Source organism: Aliamphritea spongicola (assembly GCF_017051665.1).
Lineage (GTDB): Bacteria > Pseudomonadota > Gammaproteobacteria > Pseudomonadales > Balneatricaceae > Amphritea > Amphritea spongicola.
On sequence record NZ_JAFIDL010000005.1, the window covers coordinates 98,604 to 115,666 of the forward strand.

Consider the following 17,063-nt stretch of genomic DNA (forward strand, 5'->3'; position numbering starts at 1 on the left):
CGAGTGCGACAGGTTTGTAAGTTGTTCCACTCCTGTGGGTGGAAAGTTCGATCTGACAGGTGTCTGTATGCGATACCCTTGATCGTAAATGACAAGTGCCATATGCAGATCCGTTAGTTTATTTACTTATATGTATACCTCTATATCGTCCCTTTTTTCAAATTCTTAATGATAAAACGGGCCGGATTCATAACATTTATCAAATTTTTTTCCAGTGGTATAGGTGTCATATTGAGTATGTCTGCTAAAAGTTCGCCACCCAGAGGTGCTGTGATCAATCCTTTAGAGCCATGTGCCAGGTTTACATAGAGCCCCGGATGGTATTTTGCCTGGCAGTCAAATTGCCATTTGCTGTCTTTTCGCAATCTGTCGAAGTCGCTGATAAAAGCATTATAGTCCGGGGCCGCACCGATTATCGGCAGATAATCTGCTGAAGCACACCGGTGGCTTACGCGACCAAGGGGACTCTCCGTTTGAGTCGCGAAGTGTTCTGCCAGTTCCGGTAATACATCCTGAAGTTTTTTAAAGTTACTCTGGTGATCTTCTGCGCGAATTTCATCACTGGGTGTTTTGACGTCAAAGCTTGCTCCGAAGCACCACTGATTATCCAGTGGTGGGGAAATGTAACCTTCTCCACAAATGACTGTATTCAGAACGGGGGCTTCAGAAGTAGCCTGTTTCAGGCTGACCTGTCCGCGAATAGGCTTTACCGGCAGATGGCTGAGTTGTTCAAAGCGTTTGGTTTCACTGGCCCCGGCAACAACTACGATGGCTGATGATGCGATCAACTGATCATTATTGTCGTATAGGTGCCAGTTATCACCGGTGCGGCTGATTTTGTCTACCCGGGTATTAAACCTGCAGTGAATATCAGGGTGTTGCAGTAAGTAGTTACAGAGTCTGACCGGGCTTACCCAGCCTGCATCCGGAATATAAAGGCCAGAATGCGGGGTGTTCTGGCCTGCAATTTTACTGGCCTGGGAGGACTCTACCGCATGGATGAGGGCTTCCGGATACTGGTTTTCTTTTACCAGGGCTTCCTGGCGTAGCTTTTCTTTATCTGTGGTAGCCAGTTGGAGCATGCCGCATTGGTTCCATATACCTTCTGCCGGAATATTGCTTTGCAGGAAGTTTAGGGCATGCAGAAATCCTTGCAGGTGCAACTGGCTGCTACTGATTGGTTTTGCTGGCAGTTTGGCATACAGCGCCCCCTGATGATTACCTGAGCCGGCCTGAGCGGCGGCCGGATGCTGATCAATCACCTCAACTTTCCAGCCTCTTTGTACAAGGCTCCAGGCTGTGCAGGCTCCGGCCAGTCCGGCACCAATGATAATGGCGTGTTTTTGGTGAGCAGGTGGAAGAGGGAGTGTTAGCCATGGAGTGCCAGTATTAACAGGTTGTGTGCTGCTGAACTGGCCGGTAAGTATTTCCCGTTTAGGGCCAAATCCCGGAATTTTTCTGATTTCAAAACCTGCTGCCTGAAGGCCTTTGCGTACCTTGCTTGCAGAAGTGAAGGTCGCAAATGTTGTTTCGGAGTGACTGAGTGTCGCCATCGTCCGGAATAAATCTTCATGCCACATATCGGCATTTTTTGACGGGGCAAATCCATCCAGAAACCATGCATCTATCCTGGCCGTTAACTGCGAATACATGTTGGTGGCGTCACCAAACATCAGCGTGAGTGTTATACGGCTGTCAGGGAAACTGAGACGGTGGAAACCTGACATTAATGGCGGGTACTGCTGGATCAGTTCCAACAGAAATGGCTGAAACTCCGGCCAGGTTTGCATTGCTTTCTGAAGGTCTTCTTTGCTGAAAGGGAATCGTTCGGCGCTGATGTAATGTAGCCGGGCATTTTCAGGGGCATGTTCCTGCCAAAGCTTCCAGGTGCTGAGAAAGTTCATGCCGCTGCCAAAGCCGGTTTCAGCAATGACGAAGTTTTTCCCGGCGGATGTCTGGAACCGTTCTGTAAGACTATTCCCCTGTAGGAATACATAATCTGTTTCTTCCAGCCCGTTTTCGCTGTTGAAATAGACATCTTCATACTGGGTTGAAAATGGCTGATTATTACACCACCGCAGTTGTGCGTTTGGGCAGGAGGTTTGTTGGCTCATGTCAGGATATCTGTAGGGAAGTCGGATTAAATCGGGGAAACTATGGTACCATTTTCCGCCTCGAAGAAGTTGTACTGGCGTTAGGAAGATTGCTTTTTGATGACATCTGTCAGGATGTTTTTTCTCTGTAAAACGCCGCGATAAACAGAAACGGATTTCGTGATCAGGATGTGAGTGTATGAAAATTGCTGTAGCTGGAACCGGTTATGTGGGTTTATCGAATGCGTTGCTGTTGGCGCAGCATAATGAAGTGGTTGCGCTGGATATTGTTGCCGGGCGGGTTGAGTCGCTGAATAATCGCAGGGCACCGATTGTTGATACCGAGATCGAGTCTTTTTTGCAGGATGATCGTCTGAACTTCTCGGCTACGATGGATAAACAGGCTGCTTATGAAGGGGCGGATTTCGTCATCATCGCCACGCCGACGGATTATGATCCAGAGACTAACTATTTTAATACCAGTTCGGTTGAGAGTGTTGTCCGTGATGTGATGACAATAAATCCAGATGCAGTAATGGTTATTAAGTCAACTGTGCCGGTGGGGTTTACCACCCGACTGAAAGAAGAGCTCGGCTGTGAGCAACTGATGTTCTCTCCTGAGTTTCTGCGTGAAGGGAAGGCTTTGTACGATAATCTCTATCCTTCACGGATCATTGTTGGGGAGCGTTCAGCCCGGGCTGAAACGTTTGCTGCCCTGCTGCAAGCCGGCGCCCGTAAAGACAATATTGATGTATTGTTTACCGATTCCACTGAGGCGGAGGCGGTTAAGTTATTTTCGAACACCTATCTGGCAATGCGGGTTGCGTACTTTAATGAACTGGATTCTTATGCTGAAAGTCATGGCCTGAACAGTGAACAGATTATTCAGGGGGTGGGGCTTGATCCCCGGATTGGCGATCACTATAACAACCCGTCTTTCGGTTATGGTGGTTACTGTTTGCCAAAGGATACCAAGCAATTGCTGGCGAACTTTAAAGACGTCCCGAGCAATATTATTCGGGCGATTGTTGATGCGAATACCACCCGTAAAGATTTCGTAGCTGATTCTATCATTTCCCGTGCCCCCGGCATTGTTGGTATTTATCGTTTGGTGATGAAGTCCGGTTCTGATAATTTCCGGGCTTCGGCGATTCAGGGCATCATGAAGCGGATTAAAGCGAAAGGGATTGAAGTGGTGGTGTATGAGCCAACACTGGAGGATGAAACCTTTTTTAATTCCCGGGTAATCAGAGATCTTGACGAATTTAAGCGTATTTCTGATGTCGTGGTGGCAAACCGTTTATCTGACGATATCACTGATATTTCGGATAAGGTCTACACTCGCGATTTGTTTGGCAGTGATTAACTGATAGCTCGGATTTGAACATTAAAAAAGGCCTCTTACGAGGCCTTTTTTGATTCGTGTTATTTCAGTTGCGATACGGATCTGCTGCATCTCTAAGTCCGTCACCCATAAAGTTAAAAGCCAGAATGACCAGAATAACCGGTACAACGGGCAGCATCAGCCATGGGTATACGGCTACGTTATTTATGTTTTGTGCTTCGTTTAGTAAAACACCCCAACTGGTAATAGGCGGCCGTAAACCGAGCCCCAGGAAGGAGAGCGCTGTTTCACCCAAAATCATCGCCGGAATCGATAGTGAGGCGGAGGCTACCAGGTGACTGAAGAAGCTTGGCAACATATGCCGGGTAATGATACGTGAAGGCTTGGCACCCATGAGGATTGCCGCCGTCGTATAATCCTCTTCCCGCAGTGCAAGGATTTTAGAGCGTACGGCCCTCGCAAGACCCGTCCAGTCGAGCATCGCCAGTATCAGGGTGATACCGAAAAAGATCCATAACGGGCTCCAGTTAAGCGGAAGCAGGGCTGAAAGGGCCATCCACAAAGGAAGCTCCGGGAATGACCGGATGATTTCAGTAACCCGCTGTACACTGCTGTCTATCCAGCCACCATAAAATCCAGCCAGTCCGCCAAAGGTCAGACCCAATACAAAGCTGAGTATGATGCCGATCAGGCCGATTGTCAGAGAGATCCGGGCACCGTAGATAATACGTGAGAGCATATCGTGCCCCAGCCGATCGGTACCCAGCAGATACAGGCTGCCGGGAGCGTCAACGCACATCAGGTGGGTGTTGCCGCTGAACATGCCCCAGAGTTCGTAATCATCACCTTCGCAGAAGAATTGCACCGGGTATTTTTCTGTCCGGTCTTCTGAATACTCCCGGATTAGTTTGTCCATATTGAGCTGGTATGACCAGCCATACACATAAGGGCCGACAAACTTGCCTTCATCAAACCAGTAAACTGACTGAGGGGGAGAATAGATTTTATCGGTATGCCGAGTATCCAGTGCGTACGGCGCAAAGAATTCCGCGAAAAAAGCCACCCCGTAAGTGATGATTAAAAACACTGCCGAGAGCATGGCAATACGGTGGCGTTTGAATTTCCACCAGATGAGTTTCCATTGTGATGCCAGGAAGAATTTTTCCTGTTCAGGGCTCAGTGCGCTGGTGGCGTGGGGATCAAAAGGTTTGTCGCTTACCCAGTGCTGACTCATCGCTGCACACCTCCCTGTAAGCGGATTCGGGGATCAAGCATGGCGAGCAATATATCTGATATCAGGACGCCAACTACGGTCAGCGCGGCCAGGAACATCAGGAAGGAACCGGCAAGATACATGTCCTGACTTTGCAGGGCTGCAAGCAAAATCGGCCCGGTCGTCGGCAGGGAAAGCACCACGGCCACAACCTCCGCGCCGGAAATAATGCTCGGCAATAAGCTGCCAATATCGGCAATGAAAAAGTTCATCGAGAGGCGCAGCGGGTACTTAACCAGCAGCCGGGTTTCCCCTAGGCCTTTGGCGCGGCCGGTGACAACGTAAGGTTTCCGTAATTCATCCATCAGGTTGGCCCGTAAACGGCGGATCATGCCCGCAGTGCCGGATGTACCGATGACCAGTACCGGAATCCATAAGTGCTCCAGAACAGATTTTACTTTGGCCCAGCTCCAGTCCTGATCCATGAATTCCGGATCCATCAGGCCGCCTATAGATGTACCGAAATAGCGGTTAGCCAGATAGAGCATAACCAGCGCCAGCAGGAAGTTAGGGGTGGCTAAACCTAAAAAGCCGACCAGTGTCAGGCTGTAGTCACTCCAGCTGTACGGGTGCGTGGCAGAATACATGCCGATAGGAAACGCAATCAGCCAGGTCACGAGGATGGTAAAGAACGAGACGATAATGGTGAGCCACATTTTATCGCCAATGACTTCCGCTACCGGCAGGTTGTATTCAAAGGAGTAGCCCAGATCGCCCTGCACAAAGCCGGTAATCCAGACCAGGTACTGCTCCCAGAGGGGCTTATCCAGACCGTATTCATGTCGCAGAAATTCAATTTTCTGAGGATCAATACTTTCGCCCTGGCTTTCCAGCTCGGCGATATGGCTTTCCAGATAATCACCGGGTGGCAGCTGAATGATGATAAACACCAGAGCGCTGATGACGATCAGCGTAGGGATCATAACCAGAAAGCGTTTAAGCAGATACTTCAGCATACGTCCGTTACCAGCTGATTAAATAAATGTGATAGGTGGTTCATTCAGGATCCTTATAGAAAAATCCGGCCATATTATGAATGCCAAAATAAGCACCCGGGTCCCAGTTATAGAATGCGTTTTCGGGAACATTCATCAGGTTCTCATTCACAACCATTGGTTGTAATACACCGCTGACCAAACCGATGGAAAATACCTGATCGGCGTGTATCTCCAGCATTCGGTTCCAGATCCGGGCCTGTTCTTCTTCTGATGATGCCATCCCCCAGTCATTGTTCAGGGATACCAGCTCCTGCACTTCTGGCATCTTTGAAGGTTTCCCTTTGCCTGTTTCGTAATAGCGTCCCCACTGAGGCCACTGATACTGATCCTGACGGGTGGGGGCCATTTGTGAAGGGCTCATGCTGGCTACTGGCACACCGTTAGGCAGTCCGTACCAGGCAGACATAATGGCTTCACCGGAGAATACCCGGTTACGCAAGACTTCCCGCTGGGTAGGCTTAACGTACATCTGTACACCGATCCGTTTCCAGCTGTCTTCAACCAGTGAGAGTACGTCGGTTTCTTCTGTGCTCTCGCCAGCAGTCTGCACTAGAATTTCCATCGGATTACCGTCCGGTAGCAGACGAATGCCCCGGGCATCACGCTTTGTCAGTCCTATGTCATCCAGTAAACGGTTGGCTGCATCGGTATTGAAATCACTCCAGGCGGTCGCGTATTCAGTTTTAAATAACGGGCAGCTCGGAAGCACCGTATTGGCCATATCTTTAGCCAGACCAAAATAGACCACCTGATTGATCTCATTACGGTTTACCGCCATAGACAGGGCACGGCGGAAACGGACATCCTGCATCAGTTTACGCCACTCAGGGTCTTTAGCATTCATATTGGGATACAGGGCTATCTGGGCACCACGACCTGTTTCCCACAGATTTACCTGGTAATTGCCGTTTTCTTCTCCTTCTTTGAGGAAGGTGTAGTTATCCAATCGTAAGTAACGGGCCTGAAGGTCGACTTCACCGGAGCCGGCTTTCGCCGGAATCAGCCCGGCGGAGGCCAGGTTAATTTCAACTTCATCGATATAGGGCAGTTGCTGTCCGTTCGGGTCAACCCGGTGGAAATAAGGGTTCCGCTTGAAGATAAATCGCTCTGCAGGCGGGCGGGTTGTATTTACCCAGGGCTGCAGACTTGGCAGGTCAGGGTTGGTCAGTTTGTATTGCCGGCCTTTGCTGACAAAGAGGCCCCGCCAGTTCCGTTTATGCGCTTCTTCAGTTAACTGAGTGAGTTTTTCCGGTGTCTGATAATCTGCATGGAACTGTTTCATGTAATGAGCAGGCATGTAGATAAACAGCGGTCGGGGACCAGCCAGCGCCGGTAAAAAGTACGGGTTAGGGGTGTTCCATGAATATTTGACAGTGTATTCATCTATAACTTCGAATACCGGTTTTTCTTTCTGGGACAGCAGGTCTTTAGCCGGGCCAAACGGTGACAGGGTTTCGTTGGTGGCGATGTCTTCCCAGTAAAACCGGAAGTCTTCTGATGTGAAAGGCGTGCCGTCAGACCAGCGCATCCCCGGGCGCAGATGTAAGGTAAAAATCCGGCCTTCTTCGATTTCTACTTTTTTCAGGATATCGGCTTTAAGCTGTAACTGATCATCGTAGCCCACCAGTCGGGAGTAGCCGAAAGCAACCATCAGGCGGATATCTTTGGCTTTTGCCATCAGCATACGGATCTTACCGCCGTACTGGCCGGTTTCTTTATCGAAAAAAGAGGGTTTTGCCGGTGACTCCGGTAAACGTTCAGCCATTGGCGGGAGTGTGCCGCTTGCTAGCTGTTTGGCGAAGTAAGGGATTGGTTGTTGCTGAGCAAATACCGGGCTTGCCATGCAGCCTGTGATTAACAGTATGGAGGTAAGATATTTATGGAACATTACAGCGTCGCCTCTCTGACAAAGTGTTGGTCACCAACTTCTTTCAGAATTCCGGCATCGTCTTCGCTCAGGCGATAAGGGCGAGGCCAGTGTGTCGGTTCCATATGACGACGGTCGAGCTGGCTATAATCTAGCGGCCGCTCCAGTTCGGGGTAAGGAATTGCTGCTAATAATGCATGAGTATAGGGGTGTTGTGGGTTTTGGAACAAGCTGTGACGGGGAGCTATTTCAACCAACTGGCCACGACACATAACACCTATTCTGTCTGCTATATAGTCTACCACAGCGAGGTTATGAGAGATAAACAGGTAGGTCAGATCAAGGTCGCGCTGTAAGTCTTTGAGTAAATTAAGGATTTGTGCCTGTACAGATACATCCAGGGCGGATACCGGCTCATCAAGGATCAAAAGGTCAGGCTGTAAAGCCAGTGCCCGGGCAATACTGATCCTTTGTCGCTGGCCGCCGGAGAAACTGTGCGGATAACGGTTCAGGAAGCGTGCATCAAGCCCAACCAGTGCCATCAGCTCTTTGGCGCGCTGTTTATGGAACGCAGCATCACCGATGCCATGAATGACAAAAGGTTCGCAGAGTATGTCCAGCACTGTCATACGCGGGCTGAGTGAGCTAAAAGGGTCCTGAAAGACAAACTGCATCTTTTGCCGAAAATTACGCAGTGCCGGATCATCCAGTTCCAGCAGATGACGGGATGTGCCTCTGTCGTTATAAACAATGTTCCCCTGAGTGGGAGAAATTGCCCGCATGAGCATTTTACTCAGGGTCGTTTTGCCACAGCCACTTTCACCTACCAATCCGAAGCTTTCACCGACCGGTATATCCAGATTGAAATCCCTGACCGCATGAATTACGGCATTTGAACCGTGCCAGCTACCGTGGCGGGTGTAATAATCTTTTCCCAGTTGCTGAATACTGAGGTGAGGAGCATGTTCCCGTTCCTGTTGGCTCCAGGGTTTGCGTTGTTGTTGTAAGTAATGGCTGTCCAGCTCGACCGGTCTTAGGGACGTCAGGCGGGCATTATCCGCCATGTCGAAGGTTGGAATGGCGGCAAACAGTGCTTTCAGATAAGGGTGCTGAGGGTTGTTAAACAGGGCTTCAATCGGTCCCCGTTCAACCACTTCACCGTGAAACATCACCACCACTTCATCCGCCATGTTAGCCACGACCCCCAGATCGTGGGTAATGAGTAATACCGACATGCCGAATTCGGCCTGCAGGGACTTTATTAACTGAAGAATCTGCGCCTGAACGGTTACATCCAGTGCGGTGGTGGGTTCGTCAGCAATGAGGAGTGCAGGCTGGCAGATCAGGGCCATTGAGATCATTGCCCGCTGTCTTAAACCGCCAGATAGTTCAAAAGGATACTGGTTCAGTGCTTTTTCCGGGTCAGGAAAGCCGGTTTTTTCCAGCATGCTGAGTACCGCATCCCGGACTTCACTTTTACTGACCTGTTTATGGAGTTTCAGTGCTTCGCCGATCTGGTCCAGCAGGGTATGTACTGGCGACAGGGAGACCATGGGCTCCTGGAAAATAATACTTATTTCGTCGCCGCGCAGGTCCCTCATTGCATGGCTGGTGGGCGCCAGAGTAGCAATATCAACAACTTGGGCAGGTTTGTTTTTAGGCTTGCAGTGGTACTGAATACTGCCATTACTGATCCGTCCGTTGCTCGGCAGTATGCCAAGAATGGCCTGGGAGGTTACAGATTTTCCGGAGCCGGATTCTCCGACAATGGCGACTGTCTTACCTTTAGGGATCGTGAAGCTGACATCCTTAACCGCCGGTATTTCACTGCCGTGTACCATAAAGCTGACGGCGAGATTCTGAATTTCCAGTAAAGGCTGATCGGTTGCCTGGTCCTGTATACTCTGTTGTTCGGCGTACATTCGTTAAGGTTCCACCCTGCGACCTAAGGATAAGAAAAAATAGTTCTTCGATAATGACAGTCTTTGGAGTGCACTGTAAAGGCTGCTCCGGAGCCTATTTATAACAAAGCGGAATATTTTTAAGCTGTCAGTCAGGTAACACAGTCACTAGAATAGATGTCATAATTGGAATTTACCTCTCTTAGCGAGATCCCCTCCTTTTGGAAATAAGTATGAAAATATTGGTCACCGGCGTTGCAGGCTTTATTGGTTCAGCGACGGCTTTACGTTTATGTGAACAGGGACATCAGGTTATTGGGATTGATAATGTGAATGACTATTATGATCCTGCTCTGAAAGAAGCGCGTCTGGCACGATTGGCGGGTGCGGATAATTTTCGTTTTATGAAAATGGATATCTCTGACCGGAAAGCCGTTGCCGAGTTGTTTACTACAGAGGGTTTTGACCGTGTTGTTCATCTGGCGGCCCAGGCCGGGGTGCGTTATTCCATTGAGAACCCGATGGCCTATGTGGATTCAAATCTAGTGGGCATGGCAACAATTCTGGAAGGTTGTCGGCATAACAAGGTTGAGCATCTGGTGTATGCGTCATCCAGTTCTGTTTATGGCATGAATGAGGAAGTGCCGTTTTCAGAAGACCATGGTGTGGATCACCCAGTGTCTTTATATGCAGCAACCAAAAAATCTAACGAGATGATGGCGCACAGCTATTCTCATTTGTATGACCTGCCTACTACAGGTCTGCGTTTTTTCACGGTTTATGGCCCGTGGGGGCGGCCTGATATGGCGCCTTTCCTGTTCACCGATGCGATCATGAACGACCGGCCAATAAAGGTGTTTAATCACGGTAAGATGCAACGGGACTTTACTTACATCGATGATATCGTTGAGGGGGTTGTGCGTGTGTTGGCGCAAGTGCCTCAGCTAGATCCAGAGGCTGCTAAAGACAGCCCTGCAACCAGTTGGGCGCCTTTTAAAGTGTATAACATTGGTAATAACGAGCCGGTGGAGCTGGGGGATTTTATTGCTGCAATTGAAAAAGCAGCTGGGAAAGAAGCCGTTAAAGAATGTTTGCCCATGCAGGCAGGAGATGTACCACGTACCTATGCTGATGTGGATAAACTGATGGCGCTGGTGGACTTTAAGCCCGCCATGCCAATTGATGAAGGTATGCAGAAGTTCGTTGATTGGTATAAAGAGTATTACCAGAGATGACAGAGCTGTTTATGAAATATGCCGTAAGTGGTTAGCTTACGGCATTTTTTTGCCCTGAGAGTCAGCTGGATATATTGATGTTCAGCTCCAGAATCTGCCATTCTCCGTTTGTATAGCGGAACCCCTGAATCGCATTAAAGTCCAGTTTGTGCGGTGGCTTACCCAACATATCCCAGCCGGATGCGGCTGCATAAATCGCACGGATAATCCCTTTGTGGCAGATACAGCCGAATTGCTGGTCGCTGTCCTGACTGCTGATAAGGTCTGCCCAGGTCGTTACCCGTGCACTGACTTCCCGGGGGGATTCTCCACCGGGAGGCGTCAGGTCCAGTCCGCGGGTTTCTTCACGGGCTAACAGCTCCGGTTGGGTATCGCGCAGTTCTGTCAGTGTCAGGCCTTCCCAGTCGCCCCAGTTCATTTCTATCAGTGCAAGTTCGCTCGCTGCATTAATGTTCAGTTGCTCGGCCGTTTGCCGGGCTCGCTCCAGGGGGCTGCTGAACCAGCGCAGTGTTTGTAATACTGTCGGGATCTTACGGTTCTTAAGCTGTTCAATGCCGGCCTCTGCAAGGGGGATATTCGTACGTCCTTGTAAGCGTTTCTGCAGGTTCCATTCGGTGGTTGCGTGGCGCAAAAAATAAAAGTCAGCCATGGTCTGGATTTCCTGCACTTTCAGTCGGGTTGCTTTGTTTTTGTATGGTTATTGCGTGCGAAATGATGTCGCGTAATTCCGTGGCTGCATGTTGCAGGCTGTGGTTTTCAGTAACGTATGTCCGTGCGTTTTGCTGATAGTTTTCTAACTGTTCGGGATGGCTGAGCAGTGAATCAACGGCCCTGGCCAGGGCGAGAGAATCCCGTGGCGGGCAGAGTATTCCGGTATGTCCGTTATCCACTACAGAGTGAACGCCGCCTTCATTACCGGCCACGACGGTGCAGCCTCTTGCCTGGGATTCCAGAAACGTCATTCCCAGTGCTTCATTCACTGCCGGCCAGAGATTAATAGAAAAGTGTGGCAGCAGCTGTAGCAAGGCTTCATTATCTATACGACCAGCAAAACGGACTCTGTGGTCACCGCTGAACAGTTTTTTTACATCTTCCTGACGTTTGCCGTCTCCTATTATCAGTAGCTGGAAATCTGCCTGGATTAACTGAAGGGTTTCAGCCAACAGTTCATAAGATTTGTACTTATCCCCGTCACGCATCATGGCGACCGTTATTAGCCAAGGCTTACTGACATCAAGCCGATAGGTGTGAGCAAGCTGAGTTTTATCCTTTACCTGCTCTGTGGCAGGCGTTTCTACAAACGGAGCCAGCCGGTGCAAGGGGGAGGGTGCTTGCGTGGTGTAATAATCGTTAAGTGCGATCTGATCAACGGGATTGATAGTGCAGACTTTGCAGGCAGTGCTCAGCGCTATGTCCAGTTGCTGATGATAGGCTTGCCAGGGGCCGTTGGCGCGTTTTGCAGCCCAGGAGGCTTCACATGCAATATAAGGAATACTCAGTGTTTTGCAGATTTTCGGCCCTAGCAGGTCGGGTGCCTTATAGTAGAGGTGGTAGGTAAACCAGGCGTCTGGACGATACCCTTTACGTTGCCAGTGTTTAATAATTCTGTTTGCCAGCTTGTCTGCCAGGGCAATCATGCGTTGCTGACGTTGACTGTCTCCGGCTTTATCGAAGCTGCGTAACTGGCTGGCAAGCTGTACATCAAAGCCAGCCAGTTGCAGGGCATGTTGCAACAGTCGTGCGATTTGCCTGTCACCGGACGGGTTTTTATGCCGGGGGGATTTCAGGGGGGCATAAAACGCAATCTGTTGCATACAGGGCTCCGGGGATCAGCTGCTCTGCGGGCTCTGAAACAGGTCAACCAGTTGGTCAATACCTTGCTCAACATCGAAGTTTTCCCGCAGATGGGTCTGGCCTGCTTTACCTAGAGTATTGCGCAGCTCCGGTTGCTGAATCAGGGTTTGTAATGCTTCAGCCAGTTGTTCAGGTGATTCCGAGTCTACTAACAGGCCGTTTTCGCCGCTGGTAATCAGTTCAGGAATGCCTGAAATATTGGTTGCCAGGCAGCATAGCGCCTGACTCTGGGCTTCCATCAGCACATTCGGCAGGCCGTCCCGGTCACCGTCGGCGATGATTTTACTGGCCAGTACAAACAGATCGCTGTTGCGGTAGGACTGCAGAACTTCTTCTTGAGGCAGGGCTCCAAGCCAGCTGATGCGATCAGCAATCCCCAGTGCTTCTGCCTGAGCTTGTAAGGGCTTTAGCAGTGCGCCACCACCAATGTGGGTGAAGTGCCAGTTAAGCTCTGCTGGCAGCATGGCAAAGGCTTTAAGCAGGTCGTCATAGCCTTTTTTCGGGACGGCTCGGCCAACACTGATAATTTTAACGGTTTCAGCCGGTGTTTCTGATGCTGTTGTTTGCGGGTAGTTAAAGCGGTCAAAATCCAGACCATGGTAGACAAGCTGTACCTTATCAGGGTTATCACTCAGGCTTTGAAGATAGGTATGGTTTGCTTTAGTACAGGTGGCCAGCCATTCCAGTTCCTGGAGCTTTTCCCGTAACTCCCATTCTTCGGAGGTCCAGATATCTTTAGCGTGGGCTGAACAACTCCAGGGAAGCTTATTCAACAGGGCTGAATAACGGGTGACTGATGCCGGAGTATGCAGAAAATGTGCATACATTTGTTCGACGCCTGTCGGCATTTCGGCTGTGAGCACCAGTGCCTGGCCAAAACGTCGGACACGGTTGTGGCTCATGTCCCTTTTCAGGTCTTTTAAAAAGGTTTTTAAAGCTTTACAGAATGTCCGCTTGCTGATGCAGTGCCCCAGTGCTTTAAGCACCCGAAGAGGCTCCTGATGCAGATATTCAGGGAGGTAAATGACATTGGCCTGAATTTGCCGGTGAATCGGATGGGTTTGCTTATCCGTCGGATGACGGAGTGAAACCAGTGTGATATCCATGCCGCGTTTTTCCAGCGCACGGATTTCCTGTGCAATAAAGGTTTCAGACAGGCGTGGGTAGCCTTTCAGAATCAGGGCAATTTTTTTCACGTCAATCCTTATTGGTTGGCGGTATTCAGGTTATCGGTTGAGCAGATCCGGGCCTGCAAGCCACCGAATCTTCTCATGTTCATGGCACCAGGTAAAAAAGCGCTGTAAAAAGTCCCAGCATGCGGGGTCATGATCCAGATGATGGGTCATCAGGCCGCAGGGTTCGGTGCTATCAATCTGGCCTGTGCGTTTAAGATACAGGTGTTCAGTCAGTTTACTGATGATCTGATCATCACCGGCGTAACAACGGTCTTTCCAGTTGATAATATCCAGGTGCACATTTAACTGCTGGATTTGTTGTGTGCTGTCAGTGTCAGTGTCAGGGCGGGGGCCCAGTACAGAAAGTTTTTCGTAGCCGATTTGTTTAAGCCGGGGTAGCAGGGCATCAGACAGCCGGTTCCAGGGGGGGACCAGCATGTCCAGATACTGATTCTCAAAATGCCCGGATAATCGTTGTCGGCCTGCAGCGAGGTCATCACAAAGGCTTTCCAGTGGATAGTTGCCACCCAGCTCAACTTTTCGCATGCCTTCTGTTGCATGGCTTTGGTGATTAATACCGTGCTGTAATACGTAGCTGTATGGACGGTTTGTCGGCTGTCGGATACAGTCCAGGCTGGTATGCAGCTGTTGCGGGATAACCGCCAGATGTACAGGTATCTGAAATTCTCCGGCAAGGGTCAGCAATTGCTGCAGGGCAGGCGTATCATGAGTAGCATCATCATCCCGCCACCAGAGGTCAGCAGAGGTTTCCCAAAGTTGCAGCTCTTGTTCCAGTGCTGGCCAGCTCATAACGAAGTCTCTTTTTTACAGGTCTGCATATGCTGTTCAGCCCAAAGTTTGAGCAGTTCTGCTGAATGCTGAGCCCCCAGCATGTTAATGGCAGGCCGTTGGTGTTGTTGCTGCCGGGCCTGAATAATTGCTGCCTTCAGGGTGTCAGCGGTTAAAGCATTTTCCCGGACAATGGACAGCAGACCTTTAGCTTCCAGTAGCTGGCTGCGGGCGAGCTGTTCAGTTTCACTTTCTGCTTCAAACGGTATCACCACAGCAGGTGTTTCTGTCTGCAGTAAGTCCATGACCGTGTTGTATCCGGCCATTGATACCGATACCCGGGCCCGGCTCAGACTGTCTATGAAGTCATCTGCCAGTTCAACAACCTGCAGGTTGTCGCAGTTATGCTTAGCCAGTGACTTTTTGTCTTCAGGTGCCATATTGGGACCGGTAATCAGTAACCACTGGCAATCGGCTTCAAAGCCGCTGGCATGAAGTTGTTGGGCTGCCTGCAGGATTTCTTTACCCACTGCTCCGCCGCCAATTGATACAACAATCAGGTTTTCCCGGACTTTTGCCGGTGGTTTTGCCGGGCAAACATAGCCGCTGTAGGTGAGCTGAGAATGGATCTGAACAGCTTTAGCGAAGCTTTTCTCCAGAGGAGTGAATGCCGGGTCTCCGTGAACCAGTACTTTATCGTACTGCTGCTGAATCAGTTCAATGCATTCGTCTTCCCGTTTGGGGCTGCGGGCCTGGAGAATATCCCGGATAGAGCTCACCATTAACGGCGACACTGGCTGTTTAGCGGCCCATTCCAGTAACGGGGTCAGTTCAAAGCGCATTTGCCGACGGCCAAAGGGGTAAGTTTCCGTGACAATGACATCCGGCTGCAACTGATCGCATATCTCAAGCAGTTTTTGGCTGCGGTGAAGTTTGTCGGCTGAACTGAATTCACTGCCGTCCGCCTTTACCAGACCGGAGAAACCGTTGTCGGCACTTTTTACCGGGTCGAGATAATGCAGGGTGGCTGGGGCAAAGCTGATATGCGGGACGGGGATGCCGCCGAATATGACATCGACCTGAATACCGGCGTTAGCCAGTGCCTGAATAACCAGGGCGGAACGGCGAACGTGTCCTATACCCAGAAGATACTGCACATAAAACAACACTCGGGGAGTTGTAGGCGTCATAGATATTCCGCGGATGTCAGCTGAACAGGATGTTTCAGTTTGGAGCCTGTTCGTTATCAATAAGTTCACCGAAACGGCGTGCAACAAAACTCAGGCCTTCAAGCATGGTTGGGCAGGATTGCTCAGAAGGAGGCTTTTGGGTAACCAGTGTTGCAATTGCCTGATGCATGCTCTCAACACTGCGTTCACCGGAAAGATCCAGCGCAGTCAGTAAACCCAGGGACTGTGCCTTTGTCGCCCGGATCAGCTGTTCCCGGCGGGGTTTGCTGCGAGGCAGGATCAGGGCCGGGCGGTCAAACGACAGAATTTCACAGAAAGTGTTGTAGCCGCCCATTGCAATAACCGCGTGAGCACTTGCCATCAGGTGTTCAAGGTGCGAGCTGAACGTCACCGCTTCAACCTGCTCAAGTGCTTCTGCCCGTTGCAGGAAATTGTTCCGTTCAGCTGTCGCCATGAACGGGCCGAGTACAAAAAGTGCCGGCATCGGCTGAGGGGCGGCTTCATAAGCACGCATAACCCAGTCAATCATTTCGATACCGTCACCGCCACCACCGGGGGTGACCAGAATGTAAGGTTGTTCCGGGATGTTGATGCTCTGGGGGTCAATATTTTCAGGCAGGTGGCGGGGCAGATAGCCTGAATACTGCATTTTGTTGTTAATAGCAGTGGAATTACCGCTTAAACCTTCCAGCGGGTTGCCCATGCGTTGCGGGCCGTATACCCATATTTCATCGTAAAGATCTTCGAGTACTGGCCATACCTGTTTCTTTTGCCACTCGACTTCTAATAGTTCCGGATCATCCATGACATCACGTAACCCGAGAACACACTGTGTATTGGTGTCTTTAAGCATCTCAAGGGTGCTTTTAACTTCACCTTTCAGCCCGGAAGGTTCTTTATCCACCAGAAAAATATCCGGCGCGAAGGTTTTGGCTGTATGGAGAATAATGGACTCACGCAGCGCCATTGTATCGGCAAGGTCGATGTGCAGGCCTAAAGATGTGTAATCACCGTTGTGTAGTTTGATAACACCGGGGATGCGGACAAAATCTACCCGGGCTTTAAAGTCAAAACGGCCAATAATCGGTGAGCCTGTCAGGATAAGAATCGACAAGCCTTTGTACTGGTCAACCAGCGCATGAGCCAGCGCGCGGCAGCGACGCAGGTGGCCCAGGCCAAATGAGTCATGGCTATAAATAAGTAACCGGCAATTATCGAGTTTATTGCGCACGAATTTGGCTCATGGGTCAATGAAAAGGGCTATCTTACAATCGACTAGATGGTAATTGATAGTCCCAGAGAGAACGGATGTTAACACGGGATGAAAATTTACTGCGTTGTAT

Annotated in this window: 13 protein-coding genes; 2 read left to right on the top strand and 11 right to left on the bottom strand. The window is 50.1% G+C overall.

Annotated elements, in window-relative coordinates; translation table 11 throughout:
- Nucleotides 1-140: 140 nt before the first annotated feature.
- Entirely contained in the window at nucleotides 141-2,114 is a 1,974-nt protein-coding gene (gene mnmC / locus JYB63_RS15425; protein ID WP_205658790.1) for a bifunctional tRNA (5-methylaminomethyl-2-thiouridine)(34)-methyltransferase MnmC2/FAD-dependent 5-carboxymethylaminomethyl-2-thiouridine(34) oxidoreductase MnmC1, read from the bottom strand.
- Nucleotides 2,115-2,292: 178 nt separating this feature from the next.
- On the opposite strand from mnmC, the gene JYB63_RS15430 reads away from it, so the two are divergent.
- Nucleotides 2,293-3,459 (top strand): nucleotide sugar dehydrogenase, encoded by a 1,167-nt coding sequence (locus tag JYB63_RS15430; RefSeq protein ID WP_205658791.1) that lies wholly within the window; start codon nucleotides 2,293-2,295, stop codon nucleotides 3,457-3,459.
- A 64-nt stretch (nucleotides 3,460-3,523) separates the two neighbouring features.
- Here the strand turns inward: JYB63_RS15430 and JYB63_RS15435 are convergent, their stop codons facing one another.
- The 4 genes from JYB63_RS15435 to JYB63_RS15450 are packed head-to-tail and all read right to left on the bottom strand — an operon-like array spanning nucleotide 3,524 to nucleotide 9,498.
- Nucleotides 3,524-4,672 (bottom strand): ABC transporter permease, encoded by a 1,149-nt coding sequence (locus tag JYB63_RS15435; protein WP_205658792.1) that lies wholly within the window; start codon nucleotides 4,670-4,672, stop codon nucleotides 3,524-3,526.
- The gene (locus JYB63_RS15440; protein ID WP_205658793.1) at nucleotides 4,669-5,667 is read right to left on the bottom strand and encodes an ABC transporter permease; all 999 of its coding nucleotides are present in this window, start codon (nucleotides 5,665-5,667) and stop codon (nucleotides 4,669-4,671) included. The genes JYB63_RS15435 and JYB63_RS15440 overlap by 4 nt, the downstream gene beginning before the upstream one ends.
- A 40-nt stretch (nucleotides 5,668-5,707) precedes the next feature.
- Nucleotides 5,708-7,597: an ABC transporter substrate-binding protein gene (locus tag JYB63_RS15445; protein WP_205658794.1), complete on the bottom strand. Its 1,890-nt coding sequence runs from the start codon at nucleotides 7,595-7,597 to the stop codon at nucleotides 5,708-5,710.
- The gene (locus JYB63_RS15450) at nucleotides 7,597-9,498 is read right to left on the bottom strand and encodes an ABC transporter ATP-binding protein (protein WP_205658795.1); all 1,902 of its coding nucleotides are present in this window, start codon (nucleotides 9,496-9,498) and stop codon (nucleotides 7,597-7,599) included. Before JYB63_RS15450 ends, JYB63_RS15445 begins: the two co-directional genes overlap by 1 nt.
- A gap of 212 nt (nucleotides 9,499-9,710) precedes the next feature.
- On the opposite strand from JYB63_RS15450, the gene JYB63_RS15455 reads away from it, so the two are divergent.
- Complete coding sequence (locus tag JYB63_RS15455; RefSeq protein WP_205658796.1) at nucleotides 9,711-10,712, top strand: NAD-dependent epimerase; 1,002 nt, start codon at nucleotides 9,711-9,713, stop codon at nucleotides 10,710-10,712.
- A 61-nt stretch (nucleotides 10,713-10,773) separates the two neighbouring features.
- Here JYB63_RS15455 and JYB63_RS15460 read toward each other — a convergent pair whose 3' ends face one another.
- Genes JYB63_RS15460 through JYB63_RS15485 form a run of 6 tightly spaced genes read right to left on the bottom strand, consistent with a single transcriptional unit; the run spans nucleotide 10,774 to nucleotide 16,951 of the window.
- A complete protein-coding gene (locus JYB63_RS15460) occupies nucleotides 10,774-11,361 on the bottom strand; it encodes a histidine phosphatase family protein (RefSeq protein ID WP_205658797.1) in 588 nt (195 codons plus the stop codon).
- Complete coding sequence (locus tag JYB63_RS15465) at nucleotides 11,354-12,526, bottom strand: glycosyltransferase family 4 protein (RefSeq protein ID WP_205658798.1); 1,173 nt, start codon at nucleotides 12,524-12,526, stop codon at nucleotides 11,354-11,356. Before JYB63_RS15465 ends, JYB63_RS15460 begins: the two co-directional genes overlap by 8 nt.
- 15 nt (nucleotides 12,527-12,541) lie before the next feature.
- Nucleotides 12,542-13,762: a glycosyltransferase gene (locus tag JYB63_RS15470; protein WP_205658799.1), complete on the bottom strand. Its 1,221-nt coding sequence runs from the start codon at nucleotides 13,760-13,762 to the stop codon at nucleotides 12,542-12,544.
- Nucleotides 13,763-13,792: 30 nt separating this feature from the next.
- Nucleotides 13,793-14,551 carry a polysaccharide deacetylase family protein gene (locus tag JYB63_RS15475; protein ID WP_205658800.1) on the bottom strand — a complete coding sequence of 253 codons (759 nt, stop codon included), beginning with the start codon at nucleotides 14,549-14,551 and terminating at the stop codon, nucleotides 13,793-13,795.
- On the bottom strand, nucleotides 14,548-15,720 hold the full coding sequence (locus JYB63_RS15480) for a glycosyltransferase family protein (RefSeq protein WP_205658801.1): 1,173 nt from the start codon (nucleotides 15,718-15,720) through the stop codon (nucleotides 14,548-14,550). The genes JYB63_RS15475 and JYB63_RS15480 overlap by 4 nt, the downstream gene beginning before the upstream one ends.
- A 34-nt stretch (nucleotides 15,721-15,754) precedes the next feature.
- Entirely contained in the window at nucleotides 15,755-16,951 is a 1,197-nt protein-coding gene (locus tag JYB63_RS15485) for a glycosyltransferase (RefSeq protein ID WP_205658802.1), read from the bottom strand.
- Nucleotides 16,952-17,063: the final 112 nt, after the last annotated feature.